Origin of the sequence: Alteromonas marina, assembly GCF_000808575.1 — a bacterium.
GTDB lineage: Bacteria > Pseudomonadota > Gammaproteobacteria > Enterobacterales > Alteromonadaceae > Alteromonas > Alteromonas marina_A.
In genome coordinates this window covers 45,225-69,244 of record NZ_JWLW01000067.1, presented here as the reverse complement: position 1 = coordinate 69,244, position 24,020 = coordinate 45,225, and the positions used below count along the sequence as shown (strand labels likewise).

At 45.0% G+C, this 24,020-nt stretch carries 20 protein-coding genes; 13 read left to right on the top strand and 7 right to left on the bottom strand.

The window, feature by feature from the left end; all coding sequences use genetic code 11:
- Positions 1 to 55: 55 nt before the first annotated feature.
- Positions 56 to 1,378: a spinster family MFS transporter gene (locus RJ41_RS18100; protein WP_039223834.1), complete on the bottom strand. Its 1,323-nt coding sequence runs from the start codon at positions 1,376 to 1,378 to the stop codon at positions 56 to 58.
- A 170-nt stretch (positions 1,379 to 1,548) separates the two neighbouring features.
- Here RJ41_RS18100 and RJ41_RS18095 point away from each other — a divergent pair, with 170 nt between their 5' ends.
- Positions 1,549 to 2,364 carry an acyl-CoA thioesterase gene (locus RJ41_RS18095; RefSeq protein WP_039223831.1) on the top strand — a complete coding sequence of 272 codons (816 nt, stop codon included), beginning with the start codon at positions 1,549 to 1,551 and terminating at the stop codon, positions 2,362 to 2,364.
- 36 nt (positions 2,365 to 2,400) lie between these two features.
- On the opposite strand, the gene RJ41_RS18090 is transcribed toward RJ41_RS18095, so the two are convergent.
- Positions 2,401 to 3,246: an HDOD domain-containing protein gene (locus RJ41_RS18090; protein ID WP_039223828.1), complete on the bottom strand. Its 846-nt coding sequence runs from the start codon at positions 3,244 to 3,246 to the stop codon at positions 2,401 to 2,403.
- A 488-nt stretch (positions 3,247 to 3,734) separates the two neighbouring features.
- Between RJ41_RS18090 and RJ41_RS18085 the strand changes: the two genes are divergently transcribed.
- Positions 3,735 to 5,006, top strand: coding sequence for a glycosyltransferase (locus tag RJ41_RS18085; protein ID WP_039223826.1), 1,272 nt, complete (start codon positions 3,735 to 3,737; stop codon positions 5,004 to 5,006).
- A 36-nt stretch (positions 5,007 to 5,042) separates the two neighbouring features.
- On the opposite strand, the gene RJ41_RS18080 is transcribed toward RJ41_RS18085, so the two are convergent.
- A complete protein-coding gene (locus RJ41_RS18080; RefSeq protein WP_039223823.1) occupies positions 5,043 to 5,435 on the bottom strand; it encodes a SufE family protein in 393 nt (130 codons plus the stop codon).
- Between the two features lie 16 nt (positions 5,436 to 5,451).
- A complete protein-coding gene (locus tag RJ41_RS18075) occupies positions 5,452 to 5,847 on the bottom strand; it encodes a DUF2750 domain-containing protein (protein ID WP_039223819.1) in 396 nt (131 codons plus the stop codon).
- 270 nt (positions 5,848 to 6,117) lie between these two features.
- Here RJ41_RS18075 and RJ41_RS18070 point away from each other — a divergent pair, with 270 nt between their 5' ends.
- The 5 genes from RJ41_RS18070 to RJ41_RS18050 all read left to right on the top strand — a co-directional run bounded on the left by RJ41_RS18070 (position 6,118) and on the right by RJ41_RS18050 (position 11,255).
- Positions 6,118 to 6,798 (top strand): biliverdin-producing heme oxygenase, encoded by a 681-nt coding sequence (locus RJ41_RS18070; RefSeq protein ID WP_052235516.1) that lies wholly within the window; start codon positions 6,118 to 6,120, stop codon positions 6,796 to 6,798.
- A gap of 263 nt (positions 6,799 to 7,061) precedes the next feature.
- Complete coding sequence (gene xthA, locus RJ41_RS18065) at positions 7,062 to 7,871, top strand: exodeoxyribonuclease III (protein ID WP_039223818.1); 810 nt, start codon at positions 7,062 to 7,064, stop codon at positions 7,869 to 7,871.
- 42 nt (positions 7,872 to 7,913) lie between these two features.
- Positions 7,914 to 8,555 (top strand): energy-coupling factor ABC transporter permease, encoded by a 642-nt coding sequence (locus RJ41_RS18060; RefSeq protein WP_039223816.1) that lies wholly within the window; start codon positions 7,914 to 7,916, stop codon positions 8,553 to 8,555.
- A 112-nt stretch (positions 8,556 to 8,667) separates the two neighbouring features.
- The gene (locus RJ41_RS18055; RefSeq protein ID WP_039223814.1) at positions 8,668 to 9,840 is read left to right on the top strand and encodes an FIST signal transduction protein; all 1,173 of its coding nucleotides are present in this window, start codon (positions 8,668 to 8,670) and stop codon (positions 9,838 to 9,840) included.
- Complete coding sequence (locus RJ41_RS18050; RefSeq protein WP_240485828.1) at positions 9,837 to 11,255, top strand: sensor histidine kinase; 1,419 nt, start codon at positions 9,837 to 9,839, stop codon at positions 11,253 to 11,255. Before RJ41_RS18055 ends, RJ41_RS18050 begins: the two co-directional genes overlap by 4 nt.
- Before the next feature lie 46 nt (positions 11,256 to 11,301).
- On the opposite strand, the gene RJ41_RS18045 is transcribed toward RJ41_RS18050, so the two are convergent.
- Both RJ41_RS18045 and RJ41_RS18040 read right to left on the bottom strand, forming a co-directional pair.
- Positions 11,302 to 11,865 (bottom strand): phosphoribosyltransferase, encoded by a 564-nt coding sequence (locus RJ41_RS18045; protein ID WP_039223813.1) that lies wholly within the window; start codon positions 11,863 to 11,865, stop codon positions 11,302 to 11,304.
- Between the two features lie 77 nt (positions 11,866 to 11,942).
- Positions 11,943 to 13,304: an FtsX-like permease family protein gene (locus tag RJ41_RS18040; RefSeq protein WP_039223811.1), complete on the bottom strand. Its 1,362-nt coding sequence runs from the start codon at positions 13,302 to 13,304 to the stop codon at positions 11,943 to 11,945.
- 190 nt (positions 13,305 to 13,494) lie between these two features.
- Here RJ41_RS18040 and RJ41_RS18035 point away from each other — a divergent pair, with 190 nt between their 5' ends.
- From RJ41_RS18035 to RJ41_RS18020, 4 genes are all read left to right on the top strand, one after another.
- Entirely contained in the window at positions 13,495 to 14,097 is a 603-nt protein-coding gene (locus tag RJ41_RS18035; protein WP_039223807.1) for a PilZ domain-containing protein, read from the top strand.
- Positions 14,098 to 14,155: 58 nt separating this feature from the next.
- Positions 14,156 to 17,653 carry a transcription-repair coupling factor gene (mfd, locus tag RJ41_RS18030; protein ID WP_039223805.1) on the top strand — a complete coding sequence of 1,166 codons (3,498 nt, stop codon included), beginning with the start codon at positions 14,156 to 14,158 and terminating at the stop codon, positions 17,651 to 17,653.
- 1 nt (position 17,654) lies between these two features.
- Positions 17,655 to 19,223 carry a CsiV family protein gene (locus RJ41_RS18025; RefSeq protein ID WP_039223801.1) on the top strand — a complete coding sequence of 523 codons (1,569 nt, stop codon included), beginning with the start codon at positions 17,655 to 17,657 and terminating at the stop codon, positions 19,221 to 19,223.
- 127 nt (positions 19,224 to 19,350) lie between these two features.
- Positions 19,351 to 19,866, top strand: a complete 516-nt coding sequence (locus RJ41_RS18020) for a cob(I)yrinic acid a,c-diamide adenosyltransferase (protein ID WP_039223797.1) — start codon at positions 19,351 to 19,353, stop codon at positions 19,864 to 19,866.
- 130 nt (positions 19,867 to 19,996) lie between these two features.
- Here RJ41_RS18020 and nagZ read toward each other — a convergent pair whose 3' ends face one another.
- Positions 19,997 to 21,007, bottom strand: coding sequence for a beta-N-acetylhexosaminidase (nagZ, locus tag RJ41_RS18015; RefSeq protein WP_039224112.1), 1,011 nt, complete (start codon positions 21,005 to 21,007; stop codon positions 19,997 to 19,999).
- Positions 21,008 to 21,105: 98 nt separating this feature from the next.
- Between nagZ and RJ41_RS18010 the strand changes: the two genes are divergently transcribed.
- Positions 21,106 to 23,535, top strand: coding sequence for a penicillin acylase family protein (locus tag RJ41_RS18010; protein ID WP_039223794.1), 2,430 nt, complete (start codon positions 21,106 to 21,108; stop codon positions 23,533 to 23,535).
- Positions 23,532 to 24,002, top strand: coding sequence for a Cys-tRNA(Pro) deacylase (gene ybaK / locus RJ41_RS18005; RefSeq protein ID WP_039223791.1), 471 nt, complete (start codon positions 23,532 to 23,534; stop codon positions 24,000 to 24,002). Before RJ41_RS18010 ends, ybaK begins: the two co-directional genes overlap by 4 nt.
- The last annotated feature ends 18 nt before the right edge of the window (positions 24,003 to 24,020 follow it).

The following is a 24,020-nucleotide window of genomic DNA, read 5'->3' as shown; positions in this document are numbered from 1 at the left end:
ACTCAAACAATAAAGGGGCTTTAAATCAGCCCCTTAACATGATAGTTCGATATTACTATAAGCCATTGGCTTCTGCCATTTCCCAATCTTTCACTATCTTAGTGCTTGTCCATAAAAATACGGCAATTGAAATAGCATAGGGTACGACTAAGTAGATCAGTGCTTGTCTCAAAGCTTCTGTCTCGCCGAGTGATGGAACCAGTGATTGACTAATTATACCTGTCAGTGTGGGCCCGCCGCCCAATGCAATAATGTTCAAAACAAAGAAGAACAGTGCCGTCGACATCGCCCTAACATTAACTGGTGCAAGCGTTTGTGCCATGGCAAAACTCGGCCCTAAATAAGAGCCACTCGTAAATAGCAACAATGCCATAAGCCCTACCGACAACCATAAATCTTGCACCTGTAATGATGCGTACAATGCAGGAACTCCAATAATAAGGGCAATGGCTGGTAACAAGGCATACGCTTTCTTGTTATGCTTCCCCCATCTGTCAGCAATGTAGCCGCCAAGCCATACACCCAGTGCATAGGCTGTTCCGTTTATGATGCCAAATACAATAAGCAGTTGTGTAATATCCAACCCTGCAAACGCGCGCACGTAGTAATCAATAACCCACGTCGATATCGCATAGTTACCGAACGAGCCAAAAGATATACCAAGCGCCATTCCCCACCATGTTGGAATTTTCAGCAGCATTTTCAAAGAAGACTTTACGCTTGGCTTGTTAGCTTCAGCGGCCGTTGGCGCTGAGACCGTTCTTGCAGGCTCTTTAACCGTAAGCTTTAACAAGATAGCAAGCAACACACCGGGTATACCAACACTATACATCACCGTACGCCAATCGGCTGAACCACCCTGTAGAAAAAATGCTGAGGCAAAAAACGCCAGCATTACACCAAACGGAATACCTAAAGAATATATTGCCAGCGCACCAGCGCGTTTTTCTTTAGGGAAAAGGTCAGAAATAATGCTGTGTGACGGTGGACTTCCCCCGGCCTCGCCAATCCCCACGCCGATACGTGCAATAGCAAGTTGCATATAGTTTGCTGCCAAACCAGACGCAGCAGTAAAACCACTCCAGAGCGTTAGAGAAATAGCGATAATATTCACTCGGCTGTAACGGTCGGCGAGCCAAGCGATTGGTATGCCCATCACCGTGTATAGAAGCGCGAAATATATGCCTTTAAGCCATCCGAGTTGGGCGTCATCTAATCCCAAGTCAGCTTTTATAAAAGGCGATAATATCCCAATAATTTGCCTATCAATAAAGTTAAAGGCGTATACCAAGGTTAATATGAATAGAACGTAATTGCGGTAACTTCTAGATGCTCCGGCTTCACTAGCTGGAATACCTTCAACGTGCGTATGGGCCATAACAGTCCTTTTAAGTGACGATAACTCCAGTCTACGCACTAGGTAAAAAAATAAACAACTAATTGTTACTTATTTGTTAACATAACGAAAATTTCTAACAGAGGCTTTTCGTTCTATAGCGCTTGAGGTAGGATGATACCCACTCAACTCATCAGACCAGATGCACAGCTATGACAGTAGATGAATTACTCAATATTCCCCAATTATCACAAACATCGGAAAACACTTGGAAGGTTGATGGGCTCGTTATTCCTAAAACCTGGGGACAAGGAAGAACCGCGTTTGGCGGCATCTCTGCCGGTATGTTATACACGGCAGTAAAGCAACAAGTTACTGATAACCGCGTTTTACGTTCGTTTACTACAAATTTTGTCGGCCCTCTATCTCTTGAATCCCCCTTTTCTATCGAAGTTACCCTTTTAAGAACAGGGAAAAACGTCTCACAATATACTGCACATGCCATTCAGGAAGGCAAAAGCTGTGTTTTCTCACAAGCTTGCTTTGGCGTGGCGAGAACTTCAGGTATAAGCGTTAAGAATACAGAAAAGCACGATATGCCTTTACCTAGCAAAGCAAAATTCATCCCGCAGATACCAAAAGTAACACCGAAGTTCTTGCGCTACTTTGACTTAGCTATTGAAGATGGTGGTATACCATTTACCCGACGAAAAACCAGTCATTACCACGGCTTCATGCGATTTAAGCAAGCACCAGAGGCCATAACTGATGCACACATCATTACCATGATAGATGCATGGCCGCCCACGCTTTTACAAATGATGAAATTGCCAGCTCCTGCTAGCACCGTGAGCTGGAATTTAGAGTTCATTCATCCTCATAAACCGGTGAGGCCCACAGATTGGTTTGGTTACAAAGCGCATACCAGACAGGCGGCAGATGGTTATGGCCACACAGAGGCGACGATTTGGGACAAAGATAACGAAGTCATTGCAATTAGCAGACAAACCGTAGCGATTTTCGATTAATCACTACGGCAATGGCTTCTGTCTAAGCCGTAAAGCCTAGTAAAGCATAAACGCGTTAGGGTTAAACAGTGAGATAACTGATATACATTGTAAATTGGTTATATCTAGCGCGTCTTCCAAATCTTCACGTTCGAGCGATAGCGCTTCGTGAAGTTCAGGTTTCAAGTTGTGATAGCTTGGGTAGATTTCCGGATTTACGTTATCTAACGCTAACACATAAGACAGTTGAAGAATTTTCTCTTCTATACCCGTTACCGCGTCTTCGCCTCTATGAATGCTGGCAATAGGCGAGTAAATCGAGCTAGGGATACCCCACTTTTCTATCAGTCCTGCAGACAGCTCTGTGTAGGTGAACCCTAAAACGCCAAATTGAAGCTCCGCAGGGCTTACACGGGTATTAAATGCCTGACAACGAGTAGCGGATTCGGGCATGACCGAAACCGTTACCAGTTCTCCTATGTTGTGCAGCAATCCTGATACGAAAAGACGCTCTGGCTCACGAATATTGCGCATGTCGGCAAAGTACTTCGCAAGCAGTCCGCAGGAAACGCTTTGTTCCCAGAACTTGTCTAGGTCTATAGATTGACCGTCGACATCACTAAATGCCTGACTGACACCATACGCAAGCGCAAGGTCGTACGTAGAGCGGGTACCTACAACTTGGATGGCTCTGGTTACCGTGTCTATTTTATTGGGGAAGCGATAAAGCGCCGAGTTTGCCACTCTGAGTAATTGCGTAGCCAATGACGGGTCGAAAGCAATGATGTCACCAATGTCGTCAATGCTTGAAGCTTCATCATCCATACAAGCTTTAAGTCGAGTTACCGAATCAGGTAACACAAAGAGGTCTTCCGCTTTCGAAACTAATTCATCTAAATTCATTCGTGCACTCTCTTCAATGCAGCTTTTGTGATCATCGTGTTAAGGCACCTCCATTCGCCTTACTCTTGTAAGGTATAGGCGGTAAAACCTAAGAGGTCAATTATTATCACCTAGTAAAAAAGTATGATTTCTTTACTAATCAGAAAGTTAAAAAAACATAATTGAACCGTTTTTCATTACTACTCATTGGCTAGTATAAGCCTTTTGTCCAAATTTGAGCATTATCAATTATGCCAATACCGTAGACTGTGAAAATATTTAAGCGTTCCCTAACCCGCTCGGAAACTCGTGTATTATAACGAGCCGCGTGTTATTACCTAATCAAAGTACGATTTCTAAGAAAAACTTAGGGTAACTACCTACAAGAATTAGAAATTCTAAGGAGCACACCTTTAAAGTAATGACAGTTGCAATTTTGTGGTAGCATCTCGTGTGTAAAAACCGTGTTGTTCCCCCTATTTCTTTACGTAAAAGTTGTAATATCTACCATGTTAAATGTTGTCGTCATTGGTTATGTATGGCCCGAGCCAAACTCCTCGGCTGCCGGGCAGAACATGCAGTCTATTATCGAACGTTGCTTAGCGGCTAATTTCAACGTAACGTTTTTAACAGCTGCCACGGATAGTGAACATAAAGCAGATCTTGAAGCAACCGGCGTAAGTGTAAAGCCCATAGCGTTAAACTGCAGCTCGTTTAATACCCTTTTAGCGCAAATATTGCCGGATGTCGTCATCTTCGACCGCTACATGACAGAGGAGCAGTTTTCTTGGCGTGTGAAAGAGGTTTGCCCCAATGCTCTTCGAATTCTTAATACCGAAGACCTTCACAGCCTCCGCCAAGCAAGACACGATGCGGTAAAACAGCACGGTGACGCCCGTCTAGCGCAACTTAATAGCGAACTCGCGCAGCGGGAGGTTGCCGCCATTCTACGAAGTGATCTCACCTTAGTGATTTCAAAACATGAAATGGCATTATTGACAGAACACTACGGTGTACCAGCACCTCAGCTTCAGTATCACCCGCTTGCCGTTGGGAAGTCTATTAACCCTGCTCCATCGTTTGAGGAACGCTCACACTTTGTTCATATTGGCAATTTCCGTCACGCGCCAAATTGGGATGCGGTCTTGCAGCTAAAGCAACACCTATGGCCTTCAATAAAAAAAGCGCTGCCCCATGCCGAGTTGCATATATACGGCGCCTACCCACCGAAAAAAGCGACACAGCTTCACAACGAGAAACAAGGCTTTTTAGTAAAAGGATGGGCAAAAGATGTTGAAACGGTAATGGCAAACGCTAAGGTGCTGATAGCTCCATTGCGATTTGGCGCAGGAATAAAAGGAAAGTTACTTGATGCGATGCGCTGTGCCACACCAAGTATTACAACCTGGATAGGTGCAGAAGGTATTATTTCAAATGATCAAGTTCTTGATACTGATGAAAGCGCAGATGCGAGGCCGTGGCCCGGTGCTCTTTGCAGCACGCGCATATCCGAATTGAACGCAGTGCAGGACTATGTTGATAAAGCCATCGCCCTCTATAACGATGAAAACAATTGGAATTTGGCGAGTGAAATGAGCAAGAGCGTGCTTAGCTCATTCGAAAACAATCAGCCAGATGTGCCATTCATTGAAAGGATGTGTGACTTACAGCAAACTCTAGACAAGCACAGAAGCAGTTTGTTTATGCAAAGTTTGTTGTGGCATCAAACGTTAACTGCGAGTAAATACATGAGCCAATGGATTGAAGCAAAAAACAAGTGAGTCGGAGTGTAAAGGAGGCACCTGCAGGCTCAGCGCCTAAATGCCCTTCAACCGAGAGATGACAGACTTTATCCCATTTCCGCGCGACTGACTAAGGTAACGCCCAAGTTGACAACGAGACAAATAATCTTCGAAATCGAAATTACGACGCTCCTCATCGGACAGTACATTGGCCTTTTCTAATAATACAGCAAGGACACCGCGGATAACTTTACTGGGCGAATATGCCATCAAGCTACTTTGTTCGGTGAAATAAGCCAACCACACAGGGCTTTCGCACCCAATAACGGCAGTATCGGAAGTACGTTCATCTTCAGGGAGAGGGGTTAAAGACTTGCCCGCTAGCATAAGCGTGCGCGTAAAATCATCCCACCCCTTTGAATTGGCAAGTGAAGAAGCCAGAGGAAGCAAGGTGTCATCCGTACTCATTTGCTAAACGCCCAGCTTAATTACCGCTTAGTTCAGAAGCCAAATCTTCTGCGGTCATTACAAGGTTTTCAACGTCACTGGTAGTTGGGAACATAACCAACTCCACACCGTTTTTGGTAAGGCCTGGCAACCAAGTTTGTGCAAATTCGTCAAGTGATACATTCACACACTGGCCTTCAATGTCGTTTATGTCTACAAACTTTTGCGCCAAATCGCGATGAGGAAAAACTGGTAACTGAACACTATCACCACCTTCGAACATTACGAAACCTTCAGTACCCTGTACCATCCATATTTCGTTTGCTTTTGCAATATAGCTAACAACAAGTTCTTGACGGTCTTCCGCATTTAGTTTCATGGCTTGTTCGATGACCGCATCGCTTAACTTGTCGGCAATTGTTTCTGGAAACACGTTTATTCACCTATCTCAAAATTTGCGGCAAGTATACCCTCCCCAGCACAAGGCGCAATGCAATAGTCGCCAAAATATTTCTTACAAAGACACCCATGCTAAAAAACCAGAGCTCCCTTACAAAGACACCCACCCTAACCACTCGCTCATAAAAAGTTTCGTTAAAACATAAACGGCTATTCAATTCCCTACCCGTTACACTGACACCCATGCTAAAGTTGTTTACTATCACGAAAAGTTTAAAAGCTATAACGCAAAGATCTGTGCCTCATGCGAAACCTATTTACTGCTCTTAAGCAAGACACTCACGCCAACCACAGCATTTTGGAAAATACGTTTCCTTTTTCCATCTATCACAACGACAATGCATTTGATGACACCGCCTATCTTGCTATTTTGAAGATAATGAAATTGTTCCATCAAGCGACTGCTGACGCTGTTCAGCAAGCTGAGAGCTGTGCGCCTATTCTTTCTCGAGTCTCCAATATGATAAATAGCAACGCAGTTCTAGGCGCTCTGAATGCTGACATTCAAATGCTTTGTGTTGACACCCATACCAAGGCATCTGAAGCCTTATCATTACAAACGTCTAATCAAGACACCTACTCTGAGGGCCTGTCAATTCCAAGCTGCAATTCGTCGACTAGCCAAGCCATTGCAGCGATTTACGTATGGTTAGGTTCCTCAATGGGAGCAAATATCATTGTAAGAAGGTTAAACGCGATGGAACGAAACGTACCCACGAATTACTATCAAGCCATGGCAGGTTGCGCGAAAGCGTGGGTGTCTTTCAAACAAGAGGTTGAATCTCTTGTACCTGAACTCGACACAAACGAAGAAGACCTTATTGAAGATATAGTAGAGGACGCAAATTCTTGGTTTGAGCATTTGATTTCACTAGCTGATGTTATAAAAGGCGAGAAGAAGCTTAAGGTAGACGCATTGATATAGAGTTGAGCGAGTTAGCACCTTCGCAGGCTGTACGATTCAATAACGCCCTTCAATAGGGTCGTTCAGCCTTTCTCTAGTCTAACATGGCCTGCGGTTAGACTGATACAACCCCATGATTTTAATAACCACTCAACGCCAAAGCTATAAATAAACTTAATTTAGTCAAGCGGCTGAATGCATTAATATAATGTCGGTTCATCGTTAAGCGATCGCTCAGTTTCTGGTAAACTCAAACCAACCTAAAAACAACATAAATATAAAACATGAAAGTAATCTCATTTAACATAAACGGTATCCGCGCCCGCCTCCATCAGCTTCAAGCGGTTATTGATGCCCACAAACCAGACATTATTGGTTTGCAGGAAATTAAAGTTCACAACGAGCAATTTCCCGTTGAAGCAGTAGAGGCCATGGGTTATCACGTTTATTTTCACGGCCAGAAAAGCCACTATGGCGTCGCATTTTTAGCGAAGAAAGAGCCTGTTTCTGTGGCAATGGGCTTCCCAACGGATGATGAAGACGCCCAGCGCAGAATGATTATATTAAAAACTACTGATGAAGCTGGCGAGCCAGTGACGGTTCTTAATGGTTACTTTCCTCAAGGCGAGAACGAAAAGCACGAGACAAAATACCCCGCCAAACGTAAGTTTTACAAAGACTTAATGGCCTACTTAGACGATAACCATACGCCAGACGAAAACGTGATTGTGATGGGTGATGTGAACATTTCTCATACAGACTTAGACATCGGTATTGGAGATGAAAACAAAAAACGCTGGCTGAGAACAGGTAAGTGTAGCTTCCTACCAGAAGAACGTGAATGGTTGAATACCCTCATCGACTGGGGTTTCGAAGATAGTTTTCGAACGCTTTATCCAGAGACTAATGACAAGTTTTCGTGGTTTGACTATCGCTCCAAAGGATTCAACGACAATCGCGGCCTACGTATAGACCTGATACTTGCCACCAAACCTTTACACGCTAGTCTTCATGACGCAGGCATCGATTATGAGTTAAGGGGCATTGAGAAGCCGTCTGACCACGCCCCCATTTGGGCTGAATATAAGAAGTAGTTGGCCGATTGCGAATAAAGCAGCGCCGATTAAGGAGTAACAGTGAGTTCATTACAGTTGTTTGCATGGCTGATTTATGGCGCATTTTTGTTCGGCGCAGTTAAGCATATCGACTTTACTCACTTTACGCGAAACAAGCAGCAGCAACACCTCATCTTCGGCACTGCTGCTTGTTTATTTGTGTTGTGGTTGTTTAAAGCGGGAATATTTGAAGGCCTTGATGTGCATTTTCTTGGCCTTTCCGTTCTCACATTAATGTTAGGGTTTAGAAACGCCATCATTGCCTCATTTATCGCGCTTTTAGGAGCAAACGTAACGGGCTATGGAACGTGGGATAACTTTGGGGTCAACGGTCTATTAGGGACTATCCTTCCCATAGGTACCACCTACCTTTTCTACATGCTGTCGTTTCACCGTATACCTCGACAACTTTTTGTCTACATATTCGTGTGTGCATTCTTTCCTGCCGCTTTTTCAATTGCACTAAAAACACTCTCGTTAGGCGCCTTCTACTACATTGAAGGTACGTACACTTGGGACATTGTTTTTGATAACTATGTTTTGCTTATTCCGCTATTGGTATTTCCAGAAGCATTACTCAACGGCATGGCTATTACCCTTCTTGTGATATACCAACCTACGTGGGTGTACACCTTTCACGACAAGTTTTATCTAGACAATTAAACCGTTTATCGTCTCTTATCATTTCACTTTTGAAACTTTTTAAACTAATGGTTAATAAGGTTCTTCTGAATTCAATCTATTATTAAGGGGTGTGTTTGATTGGCGGGCTCAGATGAAGATTCAGACATTTGCATTAAAATGCGATGAAATAGAAAGCTTAGCTTCGGAAATGGCGTCTGTATTAACCAATGAGAAGCCTTCATTGCTCATAGGTTATGGCAATACTGATTTCCCATTAGAAGCAATTCCACCAATTATAGGCGACTCGTCACTCCCCTTTTTTATTTCTAGCTCTTGCTTAGGCGCTTTGCTTTGTGACGATAAAACGGTCTCCGCCAAATGCGATCTAGCGCTGTTTTGCATCAACGATGATAGTGGTGCCTACGGTGTGGGCAGTGCTGATGTATCTGAGTACGGCCCGTTTGATGCAGGAGCAGCAGCGTTGCAGCAAGCGCTGGCAAGTGCCGAAAGGCCTTACGAAAGCCCTGCACTCATTTGGTGTGCGCTCCCCCCAGGTGACGAAGAACTTATACTAGAAGGGTTTGCTAGCGTTGTAGGAGCAAAGGTTCCTATTTTCGGTGGCTCCATGGCAGACAATACGGTTACAGGCAACTGGCGTACGATCACAAAAACATCATCGGGACCTGAAACCATTGCGGTAGCCGTTTTGTATCCTTCAACACCGCTTGGTTTAAGCTATAGCTCTGGTTATAAACCTACCGAAACTGTGCTAAGAACCACACAAGCCCAGGGGCGACAAATACAACAACTCAATAATGAACAAGCCAGTATCGCGTACAATCAAGCAACGAACGGCCTAATCTCAGACCAGCTCGACGGTGGACAAATCTTGGGGCTTACTTCTTCAGTACCGTTAGGCAGGCCAGTGGAATTGGACAATGGCGCTGTAAATTACCTTCTTTGCCACCCCGACTCTGTTGAACACGGTGCGTTAAATGTTTTTTCTGAAGTAAAGGAAGGCGAAGACCTCGTTTTGATGGAAGGAAGTATCTCTAGCCTCACCTCACGCGCCGAGCGTGTTATTAATAACGCAATCATGCTATTACCTGAAAATAAGAAGCCAGTTGGCGTATTGATGATTTACTGTGCAGGATGCCGGTTGATGGTGGGCGATGAAATAAATTCGATGCTGGAGTCATTACAAAAACGATTCTCGTCATTGCCCATTTGCGGGCCTTTTACTTTTGGCGAACAAGGGCGATTCTTAGACGGAATGAACAGGCATGGCAACCTAATGATTTCAGCAGTAGTGTTTTCTCGATGAATAAAGATTACGAAAATGTTTTAGAAGATCTAGCGCTAGTTTACCGCCTAAAACAGCAAGCTGAAGCGCATAAAAAAGAGAGCGATGCTTTACTTGAAAGTACGCGAGTACTCCTTACCGCTGAGGATGAAACAGACCTTTACAAGAAAATGTTTAGCGTTTTTAAAGGGCTTTACAACTATGAAGTATGCTTTGTCTTAGAGAATGAAAGTGCAGGTAAAATGAAGTGCATCAACAGCACTAATGACGCTTTGCTAGATACTATATGGAAAATAGACGACACGCTTTCCCGTGCCGTGAAAAGTGAACCCGTAGCTTTGTTCAACATTCAACAGCAGCCAACGTGGCAACAGCACATGTCCTTATTTGAAACCCCCGTCACGTCGGTATTGTATTGTCCATTTAAAGTGCACCAACAACAAGCCGTTATTGTTTTCTGTCATCAATCATTAGGCTACTACACCCAAGAATATGTCGATATGGCAAACAGATACCGAACTTTCACTGAACAGATGGCTATGGGGATGCAGGCAAAGTTAATGGCGTTAGAAACCGTCAGGTTGAAAGAAGAAAAAGCTAGGGTAGAAAAAAGCCTTATCGATTCTGAAAAAATGGCCTCGCTAGGTTTGCTAGCTGCAGGCGTTGCTCATGAAATTAACAACCCCATTGCATTTATTAATAGCAATATTCATTTCCTTAGAAACGTACTGCCTGCACTATCACAAATGCAGGAGATCGTACTGAAACTGGCGTCTAGTTCTAGCTCTAAAGAAAGAGCAGAAATTGCCGAAGAAGCATTATTGTGGCAATCGCACAATAAAATTGATTCACTCAGTGACGAGATCGCTGATATTTGTGGGGAGTCCGAAGAAGGTTTAAACAGAGTAACCGACATTATAACAAGCCTTCGTTCATTCTCACATGATGCAGATATCCCCGATGACGAAACCATCAATGTGAACGATTGCATTGCGCATGCCCTGAGGCTTGTAAACAGTGAGTTAAAGCACCGCATAAAAATACAGCAACACTTGAGTGACGTGGCTTGCATCAAAGGGAAAACAGGCAAGCTAAACCAGGTTCTGGTTAATCTTTTTGTCAACGCTGCGCAGGCGATGGAGGATGGAGACAAACTTACCATTTCTTCTTATGAAGAAGGCAATAATACCGTTATTACCGTAAAAGATACGGGGTGTGGCATCGAAAAACATGCGCTTCAAAAGCTTTTTGAGCCTTTTTACACCACCAAACCTACAGGAAAAGGGACTGGACTAGGCCTATATATTTCTTTTTCTATTGTAGAAGCCATGGGGGGCACTATTGCCGTTGATAGCGAAGTTAACGTTGGTACCACCTTTACACTTTCTTTCCCATCAACGAACGCCAATAAAAAACCGCACAATCGTGCGGTTTAGATACGTTTGATAGCGATTCTTAATTGCAAAAAGCGCTATATAGCAGCTACTTTTGGAACAAAATATCCATAACGTCAGACAGTTCACCCTTGCCTTCACGAATTTCTTCTTCTGACAAACCTGCTATTTCATGAGGGAACACAAGCCACTCGTCACTTTCGTTAACGAAGTAATCTGGCACGATATCAGTAGTGTTGTTTTGAGGCTTGTACCATGGACATGCAATGCGAATATCTTTTGGCATATTTAGGCGCATAAGCTTATTAATTTGCTTGATAAGTGCGTCAACACTTCGGCCTGAATCGAAAACATCGTCAACAATCAAAAGCTTGTCGTCAGCATTGGCATTTTCAACCAAGTAATGTAACCCGTGAACACGGATTTCTTTCGACTGTTTATTGATTCCATAGTAAGACGATGTACGTACTGCGATATGGTCGGTTGACGTATTCTTAAATTCGAAGAACTCTTGAACTGCGATACCAATTGGAGCACCACCACGCCAAATACCAATAATAAAGTCAGGGCGAAAGCCGTCTTCATACACCTTTGCCGCTAAGCGAAAGGAATCCTGTAGAAGCGATTGCGAGGTGATAAAATTCTTGTTCATGACGTCTCACTGGGCAAAGTTTAAAAGACCGCGAGTATAGTGAATTTCGCGGCCTTTTGCACGGTAAATTCAACTATTTATTCGTTTTGAAGCGCTTGTGAAGGAGCTATTTTCATCGCTTTGCGTGCAGGATAAACACTGGCTAAAACGCATAACAACAAAGACAACAATGTGATGCTTGTTATTTGCACTACGTCCATGTCAATTGGCAGGCCTCTACCGTCTGCAGAAAGCGCTAATGGCGAACCTATCGCGTCCAAGATATTGTTTAAATTAAGCGTAATAATTACACCTAAAAGCAGACCAATACCCGCACCTTTCACCCCGTTAAATAAACCATTTAATACAAATATCCACATAACCGAACTCGGCAACATGCCCTGAGTTTGAAGTACCGCAATATCGCCCTGCTTTTCGGTGACCACCATTACCAGTGCCGACACTATGTTAAAAGCCGCCACCGCAATTATGAGCAGCAGCATAAGCGTCATCATGTTTTTTTCCATTTTTACTGCATCAAACAGCGGCCCCTGACGCTCCCGCCACGTTCGAACGTTACTTGCAGAGACACCCACCCTATCCGTTAACTCATCAACAACGGCTTGGTAGTTAAACGCATCTTTTAAAAACAACCTGAGCGATTGTTCGCTCCCTTTAGGGTCACGCATTAGGCGATTCACATCCGCAAGGTTCATGTACATCACCTTATCATCCATCTGCGAGCCCATATCGAAGACACCCACCACTGTCACAAGCCGTTGACTTGGCATTCTTCCAAACGGAGTATAAACACTGGCGCCAGCAACCATAACTCGCAAGCGGTCGCCAACGCGCGCTTCAAGCTTAATGGCAAGAGAGCGCCCAATTATGGCGGCGAAGCTCCCTTCCGTTAAATCAATAAATCGACCTTGTTCCATATGATTTGCAACCAAAGTATGCTCAATCATCACATCAGGTTGAACGCCGTGAACCTGCACGCCTCGAAGGTCTGAGCGAGATTGCACAACTGCCTCTGCCTCTCTGTACCCCATGGTGGTCACGACACCTTCCATGGGTGTCATGCTAATTTCCTCTATAGCTAAACGCTTCAAGTTGGACGGTTTTTGAGTGGGTGTCTCGCTAACTGACCCAGTATTAACGCTTGTGTTGGGTGTCTCTGTAACGTCGTTGTTAAAGCTGTTTTGAATGGGTGTCTTGCTAAGGCTTGTTGTTGCGATGGGTGTCTTTGTAATTTCGATATGGGGGACTATGCCTAAAATGCGCTGTTTTAACTGCCCTTCTAGGCCGTTCATAACTGATACGACAATAATAAGCGCCATTAATCCCAGTGCGATGCCAGCCACTGAAAATCGATTGATAAATGAGACGAAACTGGTTTGGCTTGCTTTGTTAGACTTGGCATAACGATAAGCAATGAATGCAGAAAGAGGATAAAACATAGCGCCTTGCTTTTCAGTAATACGGTAATCTGCCTTACATTTAGCTATGCTTAATGAATAAATAATTCAGATAAGTAGCCCAAAGGCGAGATGACGGGTTAACCCCAAAATAGTAAAGTGGGTATACTACGTGGTCGGTATACTACTTATAAGTTACTAACTGCACAAGAATTAGTGGCAGAGGAATAATGTGAGCGAACTAAGCCTAGAACAAAAAAAAGCCCAATTCGATGAATACTTTTCTATTGCACACAGCATAAATGCAAACGTGCGCCCATTAGGTGCCAATGAAAAAGTACCTGATGAAGAAAACCTAGAAGAATCGATGCCCTATGCATTTCGCATTGCCAGTGAAATGGCCGCTTTAGAAGCGCAGGCAATTCGCCCATTAAGAAACTTGGGTGATCACGCCGAAACCTTGGCCGAATACCTAAATCATCAGTCCCGAAAAATTGACCTAATGATGTCGTTTGTGTTGCACCAGCAAGACGAACCAGAATACCGCTTCAAAACGGTAAAACTGGGTGGTGGTGGCGTAATTATTGAGTCGAGTGACCCACTAGAAGTAGGGACACACGCTGAACTAAAGCTTTTTCTTGATGCCGAAGCCGCAGCAATTTTTTGTTTTGGCGAAGTTATTACTTGCGAGCAAGTTGAAGATAGTTACCATATCGCCTTTATTTTTAATACCATTCGAGAGCAAGATCAGGAGCTTTTAGTTCGCGCCAGTTTGCATATTCAAACACAGCAACTAAGAAAACGGGCGAAAGAGAAAAAAGCGGGATCTGAATAACCCCTAACAACAGTATATAAGCCGTAAGACTCATCTTGCACTTAAAAAACAGGACGTCATGACAGCCACTTTATTATCGCTTCCATTACCTGCGCCTAAAAAAGAAGCCTCATCACAAGATCACAAACAATGGGGCCAACTGCAAGGCAGCAGCGCCGCGCTGTGTATCAGCCAAACGCTAAACCAATATAAAGGCCCTATTGTATTAATTACCGCCGATACGCCATCGGCAATGAAGCTTGAAAAAGAAATAGCATTTTTCTTAAGCGATAATCAAAAAGATACGCCCATTACCCTGTTTCCAGACTGGGAAACGCTGCCATACGACTCCTTTTCACCTCATCAAGATATTGTTTCGCAAAGATTAGAAACGCTGTTTCGCTTTACCCAACAAGTCGAAGGCGTTTTTATTGTTCCTGTTAACACGCTTATGCAGCGCCTTGCGCCTACCGACTATTTAGCAAAGTACCTACTGATGCTAAACAAAGGCGACACCTTAGACAGAGACCAATTTAGGCGCAACTTAGAGCAAGCTGGCTATCTTCACGTTAGCCAGGTGATGAGCCACAGCGAATTCTCGGTACGCGGAAGCATTATCGACCTATTCCCAATGGGAAGCGACCAGCCGTTTCGAATAGACTTGTTCGACGATGAAATTGACTCTATTCGCTATTTCGATACGGAAACCCAGCGTTCGGGTGAAGCGGTAAATAAAATTCGCTTACTACCGGCCCGTGAATTCCCAACAGATAAAGAAGCAATCACCCTTTTCCGCCAGCAGTTTTTAGAAAAGTTCGATGTAAACAACGCCTCTGAAAGTGTCTTTTCTCAGGTAAGCAAAGGCACCATGCCAAGCGGTGTGGAGTATTACCTTCCCCTTTTCTTTGAAAAAACCGCCACGCTCTTTGACTACCTTCACCCAAAAAGCCTGCTTCTACTTCACGGTGATGTGCAAGACGCCAGCGAGTTCTTCTGGGCCGATGTACAAGAACGTTACGAGCAATATCGCTATAACCTAGCTCGCCCGCTACTTGCGCCAGATGAATTGTTCTTACCCATCAACGAACTATTTGGAGCCATCAAACAGTGGCCTCGTGCTTCTCTAACCAGCAAGGTACTTGAAGAAAAACAGGGGTCTACCAACCTTCAGTGTGAAAAGCTTGATGACATTGCGATTAACTCGCAGAAAAAAGTACCTGCTGAAAGACTTATTAAAACCGTAAATCAGGCTACTGACAACGGGGCTAAAGTACTGTTTTGTGCTGAAACCCAAGGCAGACGAGAAGGCTTAATCACTGTGCTTGCCAAAGCAGGCATAAAACCCAAGATTATTGATAGCTTCAGCGACTTCATAGCAAGCCACGATACTATTGGAATCACGGTAGGTATGGTTGATAACAGCTTTCGCTGGCAAACCCAGGAAGGCGAACTGTTATTTATTACGGAAACGGAGTTACTAGGCCAAAAAGTAAGTCAGCGCCGTCTACGCGATAAACGCACCGCCACCGATGAAAGTGCCATTATTCGTAACTTGGCCGAACTTTCTATTGGCCAACCTGTAGTGCATTTAGACCACGGTGTGGGCCGTTATCTAGGGCTACAAACACTAGATGCAGGCGGCGTTGCTACTGAATATTTATGTATTGAGTACGCCAAGCAATCTAAGCTTTATGTGCCTGTTGCTTCGCTTCACTTGATATCTCGCTATACCGGCGGAGACGCAGACAGCGCGCCAGTCAGTGCTTTAGGCTCTGACGCATGGTCAAAGGCCAAGCAAAAAGCCGCTGAAAAAGTACGTGACGTAGCCGCCGAGCTTTTAGATGTATACGCTCGCCGCGCAGCCAAGCCAGGTTTTGCCTACCAAATTAATTGGGACGATTACCAAGCATTTTCAGACAGTTTCCCCTTTGAAGAAACGCCCGACCAAGCCCAAGCCATTGCTGCGGTTATGCACGATATGGGCAGTCCTTCAGCGATGGACCGCTTAGTATGCGGCGACGTAGGCTTTGGTAAAACAGAAGTTGCTATGCGCGCAGCCTTCCTTGCCGCTAATGCTGGTAAACAGGTGGCCATATTAGTGCCTACCACCCTGCTTGCGCAGCAACACTATGAGAACTTTAAAGACCGTTTTGCGGCATGGCCGTTTGAAATTGAAGTCATGAGCCGCTTTGTAAGCGGTAAAGCGCAAAAATCTGTGGTTGAGCGCATCGGCGAAGGCAAAGTCGATATCGTGGTAGGCACACATAAATTGCTATCTAGCGATATAAAATACAAAGACTTAGGCCTTGTGATCATCGACGAAGAACACCGCTTTGGCGTGCGTCAAAAAGAGAAGCTCAAGTCACTGCGTGCCGATGTAGATATTCTAACCCTTACCGCAACGCCTATTCCACGTACGCTTAACATGGCGCTATCTGGCATGCGCGACTTATCGATTATTGCTACAGCGCCGGCCCGTCGTTTATCTATTAAGACCTTTGTGCAGCAGCGAAACAAAGCCGTTATTCGCGAAGCCATCATGCGTGAAATATTACGTGGTGGTCAGGTTTACTTCCTTCACAATGAAGTGGAAAGCATTGCACGCACGGTGGAGGAAATTGCGGAAATTGTACCCGAAGCACGTATTGCAATGGGCCACGGTCAAATGCGCGAGCGCGAATTAGAAGGCGTAATGAGCGACTTCTACCACCAGCGCTACAACGTGCTTGTTTGTACCACTATCATTGAAACCGGTATTGATGTACCAAGCGCAAACACCATTATTATGGATAGAGCCGACCATTTAGGCTTAGCGCAGCTGCACCAGCTTCGTGGCCGTGTAGGTCGTTCACACCACCAAGCCTACGCTTACCTGTTAACACCGCATCCAAAGCGAATGACAAAAGATGCAGTGAAACGTTTAGAAGCTATATCTCAGCTTGAAGATTTAGGTGCAGGTTTCGCCCTTGCTACGCACGATTTAGAAATTCGTGGTGCCGGTGAACTGTTAGGCGATGACCAATCAGGGCAAATCGCCAGCATTGGTTTTAGCCTTTACATGGACATGCTTGATAAAGCCGTTAACGCGCTTAAAGAAGGTAGAGAGCCGTCATTAGACGATGCAACCTCAGGCCATACCGAAGTTGAACTTCGTATTCCAGCCCTGTTACCTGAAGATTATATTGCCGACGTGAATACTCGCCTATCGCTATATAAACGCCTGGCAAGCTGCACAACGCAAGACGACATTGATGAATTCCAGGTAGAATGTATTGACCGCTTTGGCCTATTACCAGAGCCTGCTAAAAACTTGATAGAAGTAGCTGAAATTAAACTAAAAGCCCAAGAATTAGGCATTCTAAAAGTAGACTTGTCGGCCCAAGGCGGTACCATAGAGTTTAAAGAAACTACCAAGGTCGACCCAGGCTTTATTATTAGCTTGGTACAAACCAAACCCAACACCTTTAAGTTTGAAGGTAGCCAAAAACTGCGTTTGGTGAAAAAGACCGAAACAGCTAAAGAGCGCATCGCGTTTATTAGCGATATTATTGCCGATTTTGCAAAGGAGTCGCGATAACATGAAGTTATCTCGCTGGTGCCCGTTAGTCGCATCAATTAGCGCTGTATTTTTAACAACAATTTCAACCACGGCCCACGCCAATGACAACTGGTGGTTTGATGTGGAAGTGATTGCATTTAAACGCAACGTGGCGCTGACGGAGTTAGAAGAGCAATTTTCACTGGCTGACGACCTGTCAGCCCCTCGCGCTCAGGCAGACATCATCAGCGACGTTATTGCACCAGATATTAGCTATTTGAAGCAAGGCTTACCCGTTTGCGGTGCAGACACTGCAATAAAATGGCCAAACGAAACCCTTTTTGACATTCCTTCAAAAGACATAGACTTCTTGTTACAACCTAGTGCCAATAGCGGGCAGCGAGATAGCTCTCAAAGTGAGGAAGGTTTAAATACCAGCCAAGATCGCGAGCCTTATTTATCGCTGGGTTATACCGAAAACCTTGGCTATGCAAATGAAGAAGTTGCAGGTAACGCACCAGATGCAGCCACTATCGCTAGCTACTGGACATCGTTTTTTGGCGTAAAAAAAACTGCGCCTGTTACTGTACCTGCCTTTAAATATTGCGAAGAAGCAAAGCCTTGGCTTAGCGCAGAATTTAACACTGTGCTAAACGTTATGGCCGCAACAGAGGCTGATGTAAGCAGCGAATCACTAACAAACGATACCTCAGACCACACTCTCCCAATTCAGTCTACACTGAAGCCGGCTATTGTCTGGAAGGTTAACAAGCCTGACAACAGAATGCCCGCCCCTGCTAGCCTGCCTATTGTGGTTGAAGGGCATGACTGGCCTCTAGCTTCAAAAGCTCACCTACTAACTAGTGAGCAACAAGCACTATCATCTATTTCTCGCCAAATTCGTTCGAACCGACAACTGGAGCGCTTATTTCATGCTACCTGGCGCCAGCCTGTTATGTTCGGCCAAAACAACGCTTTTGACGTTCGACTCTTCGGCGGTCAGAACTACGCGCAGAAATTCGACTTAAATGGCGACATGCGAGCGCAGCAAAGCAACACAGCACTTATTAAGTCAGCCAACAGTGAGTCAGAGTTCGGCTATGACGCTACTGCAGATTTGAATAGTAACGAAGGCAGTACAACCACTCAAAGCGTAACCGAAATAGCCACCACTTCAGATATCTTTGCTGATATTGACCGCCGGCTATCGAAGCCACAAGCTATAAAATATGAAGCGTTTAAAGCATTGGATACCGCCATAATTGTGGAGCAAGGCGACGACAACGCCCTAGACCCATCGCTTAGAACACCCATTTGGGAAATTGACGGCACAATAAAAGTATTCCTTAAATACATTAACCGCGTGCCGTATCTTCATGTGGATGGTGAGATGTTCTACCGCCAACCAGTGCCGCTAAGTTACTTTAGTAGTGAAGAAAGTAACGCCGCATCTGCTGGCCAAGCAACACCAACCGAATATAAGTTAGTGTCAGTCCCGTTAGCCGAACAACGTCGTGTAATAAGTACTCAACTCCACTACTTCGACCATCCTCTATTTGGCTTTGTGGTACAAATTCGCCGTTACAATCGCCCTGATGTCAGCGAATAGCATTATGCGCGCTTGCTAAAGATTGGGCGCTTTCTAGGTTGCAAAGTTTGCTAACAGTAAGTTTTTAGCATCGCGTTAAGGCACTGGTTAAAAGCAGCAAAAAATTTAGTTAAGAGAATTGGTTTTTATGAAAATTTACACTCGCACTGGTGATAAAGGCAGTACACAGATTTATGCCGACAAAGCCGTACGTGTTGATAAAGATGATTTGGTGGTACAGAGCTACGGCGACATGGATGAACTCAATAGCCATATTGGTTTGCTAGCCGCTCATGTTGATAAAGCACATCAGCCTATCCTGCACGATATTCAGCGTAACCTGTTCCAAGCTGGTTTTGCCATCTCTGCAAGCTCTACATTAAAGCAAGCCGACGTTGAAAGCCTAGAAAGCCTGATAGACACCATTACAAGTAAAATGCCGCCCAATACGTCATTCGTACTGCCCGGCGGCTGCAAAGCTGCTGCGCAAGCTCATGTATGCCGCGCTGTATGTCGCCGTGCTGAACGCGCTGTTATCAGCCTTGCCAAACACTACGACGTACCCGAAGTAGTACACGCGTATTTAAACCGCTTAAGCGACTTCCTTTTCACGTTTGCGCGCTTTATGAATGTAGAAGCCGGGGTAGACGAAACTAAGGTGTAAAATGCGGGTATCGAATTGCCAATGATGCGCCCATGGAAACAGGCACTCATTAAATCAGCTATAGAGCAGACAAACGTACACCGAGATAACTTACTAATATAAACGATGAATAAAACGGTAGGTATAACACCTACCGTTCGCTTAATTGCTTTATCAACTCAACGGCACTGTCGTACTTATCATTAAGCCCTGCAGGCATAACCCGCCCGTAAAGCGCCATAACTTTCTCTTGCTTCTTTGAGTCGCCCTCTTTCAAGTCAGAAAAGCGTGCTTCTAATCCATCTAGAATACTCTCGGCCCCTTCTGGATTATTGCAAGCAAGGACCATGTCGCAGCCAGCATTTAGCGCAGCCTCAGCGCGCTCCACATAGCTTCCGGCAACACTTGCTCCATGCATAGACAAGTCGTCAGAAAATACAGCGCCACCAAAGCGCAAATCACGCTTAAGTATATCTTGTAGCCATTTGGGTGAAAACCCAGCCGGTTTATCGCACACCTGGCTATAAATAACATGTGCAGGCATAACGCCATCAAGCATTGAACGCTCTATTAATCGTTCAAACACCACCATATCGGTGCTACGGATCTCCTCAAAATCGCGCTCATCTACTGGTAGTGCTATGTGCGAGTCTGGCGCCACGCTACCGTGCCCTGGAAAGTGCTTGCCTATAGCAGGCATATTCACGGCTTTTAACCCTTGAATAAGGTGGGTAGCAAGGCGTATGACCTCACGTGCATTGTCAGCAAATGCTCTGTCGCCAATAACTTGCGACACACCGTTAATATCAAGTACCGGCGCAAAGCTAAAATCGATATCTAGAGTTTTAAGCTCGTGGGCTAATACTAGCCCGCACGCCTTAGCGTACGCTGCACTTTCATCCTGATGTTCTGACTGCTTTAAAATATCACCCATTGCAGGTATAGCGGTAAAGCCCTCGCGAAAGCGCTGAACGCGCCCCCCTTCATGATCGACGGCTATTAGCACTGGGCGTTTTGCATAGCGCCTTATATCTTTAACCAGTTCAAAAAGCTGGCGTTTGTCATGATAATTACGACTAAATAAAATTACGCCACCCACAACAGGATGGGCTAATTTTTCCTTTTCTTCAGGCAGAAGTTCTTCGGCCTGACAATCCAACATTAATGGCCCCACGGCACCGCCTTAGTATGTGTCATAAAACATCACTTCAATTTTGCTAGTTCTGTGGTTAGGATAGAGAAAAATAGGGAGTTTTACACGTGATAAATTGGTTCAAGTGGTTGGTTTTAAGTGTTTTAACACTGCTTCTAATAGTGGCTTTGGGGCTTTATATATCGCTTCGGCTAAGCTTACCCGCGCTTGATGGCAATAGTGCCACCTATCACGTAAACGCACCCACCGAGTTAAGCCGCGACGGCTTAGGTCATGCCGTCATTAACGCCGACGATATTTTCGATGCAGCCTACGCTTTAGGCTTTGCCCACGCACAAGACCGCTTTTTTCAAATGGACTTACAGCGGCGCGCCGCTTCGGGAAGTTTGTCGCAATGGGTGGGTGATGTAGCCCTAGACATTGATAAAAAAGCCCGCTTTCACCAATTCGAAAAACGTGCAAAAGCCGTGTTTGATTACCTTCCCTCTAAACAACAAGAGCTTTTGGTACGCTATGCGCACGGTGTTAATGACGCTTTGTCGGAATACACCCTACCGCCTTTTGAGTACCTAGCCGCAGGTGTTGACATAAAACAGTGGCAACCCACCGACAGTATTCTTGTTATTTACAGTATGTATTTAGACTTACAAGGTACTCAGGTAGAACTAGATTTAGCAAGAGAAGCTTTGCTCACAACCTTTGGGAACGATATTTATGGGTTTATTACGCAGCCAAGCAACTATCAAGCTGCGTTAGATGCCAGCGAAATACCATTACTAGAGGCTGAAATTCCACAGTACCCTGCTTCGCTGCGTGCCGTTATTAATGAGCAAGACAGCGAACGCGACCAACATTCTGAACAAGGCACTGGAGAAAACACGGATTTAAACACAGAGCAAGACGCCTCACCATCTAGCGCAAACCATATAAAATACAACAATACGGCAATTGCTCGTGCCCAATACATGGGTACCGAACTTCCCGATATCGGCAGTAATAATTGGGCGGTTACCGGAAGTCACACCGCAACAGGTGCAGGCCTTTTAGCAAACGACATGCACTTAGGCTTGCGGGTACCTATTATTTGGTATCGCGCCCAGCTTAACTACCAGGAATCGGGTAGCAAGGTGCAGGTAACGGGCGTTTCTTTACCAGGTATACCTGGAATAGTGGTGGGTACCAACGGTCATATCGCGTGGGGCTTTACAAACGCGAACCTTGATAACGTGGATTGGATAGAGCTAGATAATACAACGCCCACGAACACTGTAACAGAGCGTATCCCCCTACCCGACGGTGAGCATGAATTCACATTTGAAGTAAGCGAGTACGGTCCTGTAAGAGAACTTAACGGCAAGCGTTACGCGCTTAATTGGGTAGCGCACCATCCTTTTGCTGCTAATTTGGGTATCATAAATTTCGGCACCATAAAGGATGTTCAAAAAGCTATTACTATAGGTAAGCGCATTGCCATCCCAACACAGAACTTAGTTATTGTAGATGAAACCGGTAATGCTGCGTGGCTACCTGGCGGCGCGGTTTTGGATAGGAAAAAAGCGTCGTTCACCGCTATAAAACAGCAAGACGCGACGATGCCAGAACGCGCTACAAAACTGCCTATGCTGTTAAACCCTGAAATGGGAAGAATATGGACAGCCAATGCCAGAGTTATATCAGCTGAAGATTTCAAGGTATGGGGCGACGGTGGCTATGCTCTGGGTGCTCGCGGCCAGCAGATAAGGGACAGGCTATTTGAAAAAGACACCTTCAGTGAAACCGATTTCTACGCCATACAGTTAGATAATCACGCTCGCTTTCTTATTCCATGGCAACACCTATTGTACGGCTTGCTGAACATGCAAGATATTGAGTTTAAGCCAGATCTTGCTTATTTAAACGCGTGGAAAGAATGCGCATGTGAAGACTCGGTAGGCTATACCTTAGTTAAACACTTTAGGCGCGAAGTGATACAAACCCTTTTTGGTGGTTTACTTTCGAACTTAGATCAACAAGGTGTAAACAGCCGTAGTCTGCTTAGAGGTATTGAACCAGCTACCTGGCAGCTTATCCATAGCCAACCTGATTCTTGGTTGCCTGCAGACACTGAAAGTTTCGACGAGTTACTGGTAGACGCTTACCGCCGAGCCAAACACAAGTTACTAGATAAGTATTCTCCGGTAGAAGCTGATATGGAAGCCCTAGCTTGGGGTAAGGTTAATGCCCTATCGGTAGAGCACCCCTTCGCTAGTCAAATTCCATTAATAGGAAGCATGTTAAATATGCAGCAAGTGGAAGGCTTTGGCGATACTTACATGCCCGCAGTGCAAGCCCCTAGCTTTGGCGCATCGGAGCGATTTTTTGTAAGCCCAGGTCACTTAGAAGATGCCATTTTAACCTTACCTGGTGGGCAGAGCGGTCATCCGCTGTCAGAATTTTTTACAGCAGGTTTTAACGACTACGCCACTCACGCGCCAACGCCCCTACTACCGAGCGAGCCTATTCACAGCCGAACATTCTATAAAAAAGAGGTTGAATGACACCCGCAATCACACTGCTTACTAAAAAACGTATCGCACATACGGTTTTAAAATACGACCACGATGCCAATGCTGCGTCTTATGGTCTGGAAGCCGTTGAAAAACTAAATCTTAACGCCGATACCGTATTTAAAACCTTAGTGGTTAGCACAGACACCAATAAATTGGCCGTAGCCGTAGTGCCCGTAAACACCAAGCTAAGCGAGAAGAAAATGGCAAAAGCATTAGGTGTAAAAAAGGTAGAAATGGCTCAGGCAAACGCGGTAATGGTTGCCACTGGATATGTATTAGGTGGGGTAAGTCCGTTGGGCCAGAAAAAGCGGTTAGCCAGCGTAATTCACAAAAGCGCTGAAGGCCTTGCCACTATGCACGTAAGCGCGGGAAAGCGAGGGTTAGAAGTGGCCCTTTCTCCTGCCGATTTAGCTTCGCTAACAAGCGCTAAATTTGCAGATATTTCGGTAAATTAACTTTTTACAACCCAATAT

Coding starts and splice junctions, on each gene's coding strand:
- RJ41_RS18085 (WP_039223826.1), top strand. CDS start 3,735: ATGTTAAATGTTGTCGTCATTGGTTATGTATGGCCCGAGCCAAACTCC.
- RJ41_RS18040 (WP_039223811.1), bottom strand. CDS start 13,304: ATGTTTTATCCTCTTTCTGCATTCATTGCTTATCGTTATGCCAAGTCT.
- RJ41_RS18050 (WP_240485828.1), top strand. CDS start 9,837: ATGAATAAAGATTACGAAAATGTTTTAGAAGATCTAGCGCTAGTTTAC.
- RJ41_RS18045 (WP_039223813.1), bottom strand. CDS start 11,865: ATGAACAAGAATTTTATCACCTCGCAATCGCTTCTACAGGATTCCTTT.
- RJ41_RS18025 (WP_039223801.1), top strand. CDS start 17,655: ATGAAGTTATCTCGCTGGTGCCCGTTAGTCGCATCAATTAGCGCTGTA.
- RJ41_RS18095 (WP_039223831.1), top strand. CDS start 1,549: ATGACAGTAGATGAATTACTCAATATTCCCCAATTATCACAAACATCG.
- RJ41_RS18080 (WP_039223823.1), bottom strand. CDS start 5,435: ATGAGTACGGATGACACCTTGCTTCCTCTGGCTTCTTCACTTGCCAAT.
- xthA (WP_039223818.1), top strand. CDS start 7,062: ATGAAAGTAATCTCATTTAACATAAACGGTATCCGCGCCCGCCTCCAT.
- nagZ (WP_039224112.1), bottom strand. CDS start 21,007: ATGTTGGATTGTCAGGCCGAAGAACTTCTGCCTGAAGAAAAGGAAAAA.
- RJ41_RS18055 (WP_039223814.1), top strand. CDS start 8,668: ATGAAGATTCAGACATTTGCATTAAAATGCGATGAAATAGAAAGCTTA.
- RJ41_RS18020 (WP_039223797.1), top strand. CDS start 19,351: ATGAAAATTTACACTCGCACTGGTGATAAAGGCAGTACACAGATTTAT.
- mfd (WP_039223805.1), top strand. CDS start 14,156: ATGACAGCCACTTTATTATCGCTTCCATTACCTGCGCCTAAAAAAGAA.
- RJ41_RS18100 (WP_039223834.1), bottom strand. CDS start 1,378: ATGGCCCATACGCACGTTGAAGGTATTCCAGCTAGTGAAGCCGGAGCA.
- ybaK (WP_039223791.1), top strand. CDS start 23,532: ATGACACCCGCAATCACACTGCTTACTAAAAAACGTATCGCACATACG.
- RJ41_RS18090 (WP_039223828.1), bottom strand. CDS start 3,246: ATGAATTTAGATGAATTAGTTTCGAAAGCGGAAGACCTCTTTGTGTTA.
- RJ41_RS18070 (WP_052235516.1), top strand. CDS start 6,118: ATGCGAAACCTATTTACTGCTCTTAAGCAAGACACTCACGCCAACCAC.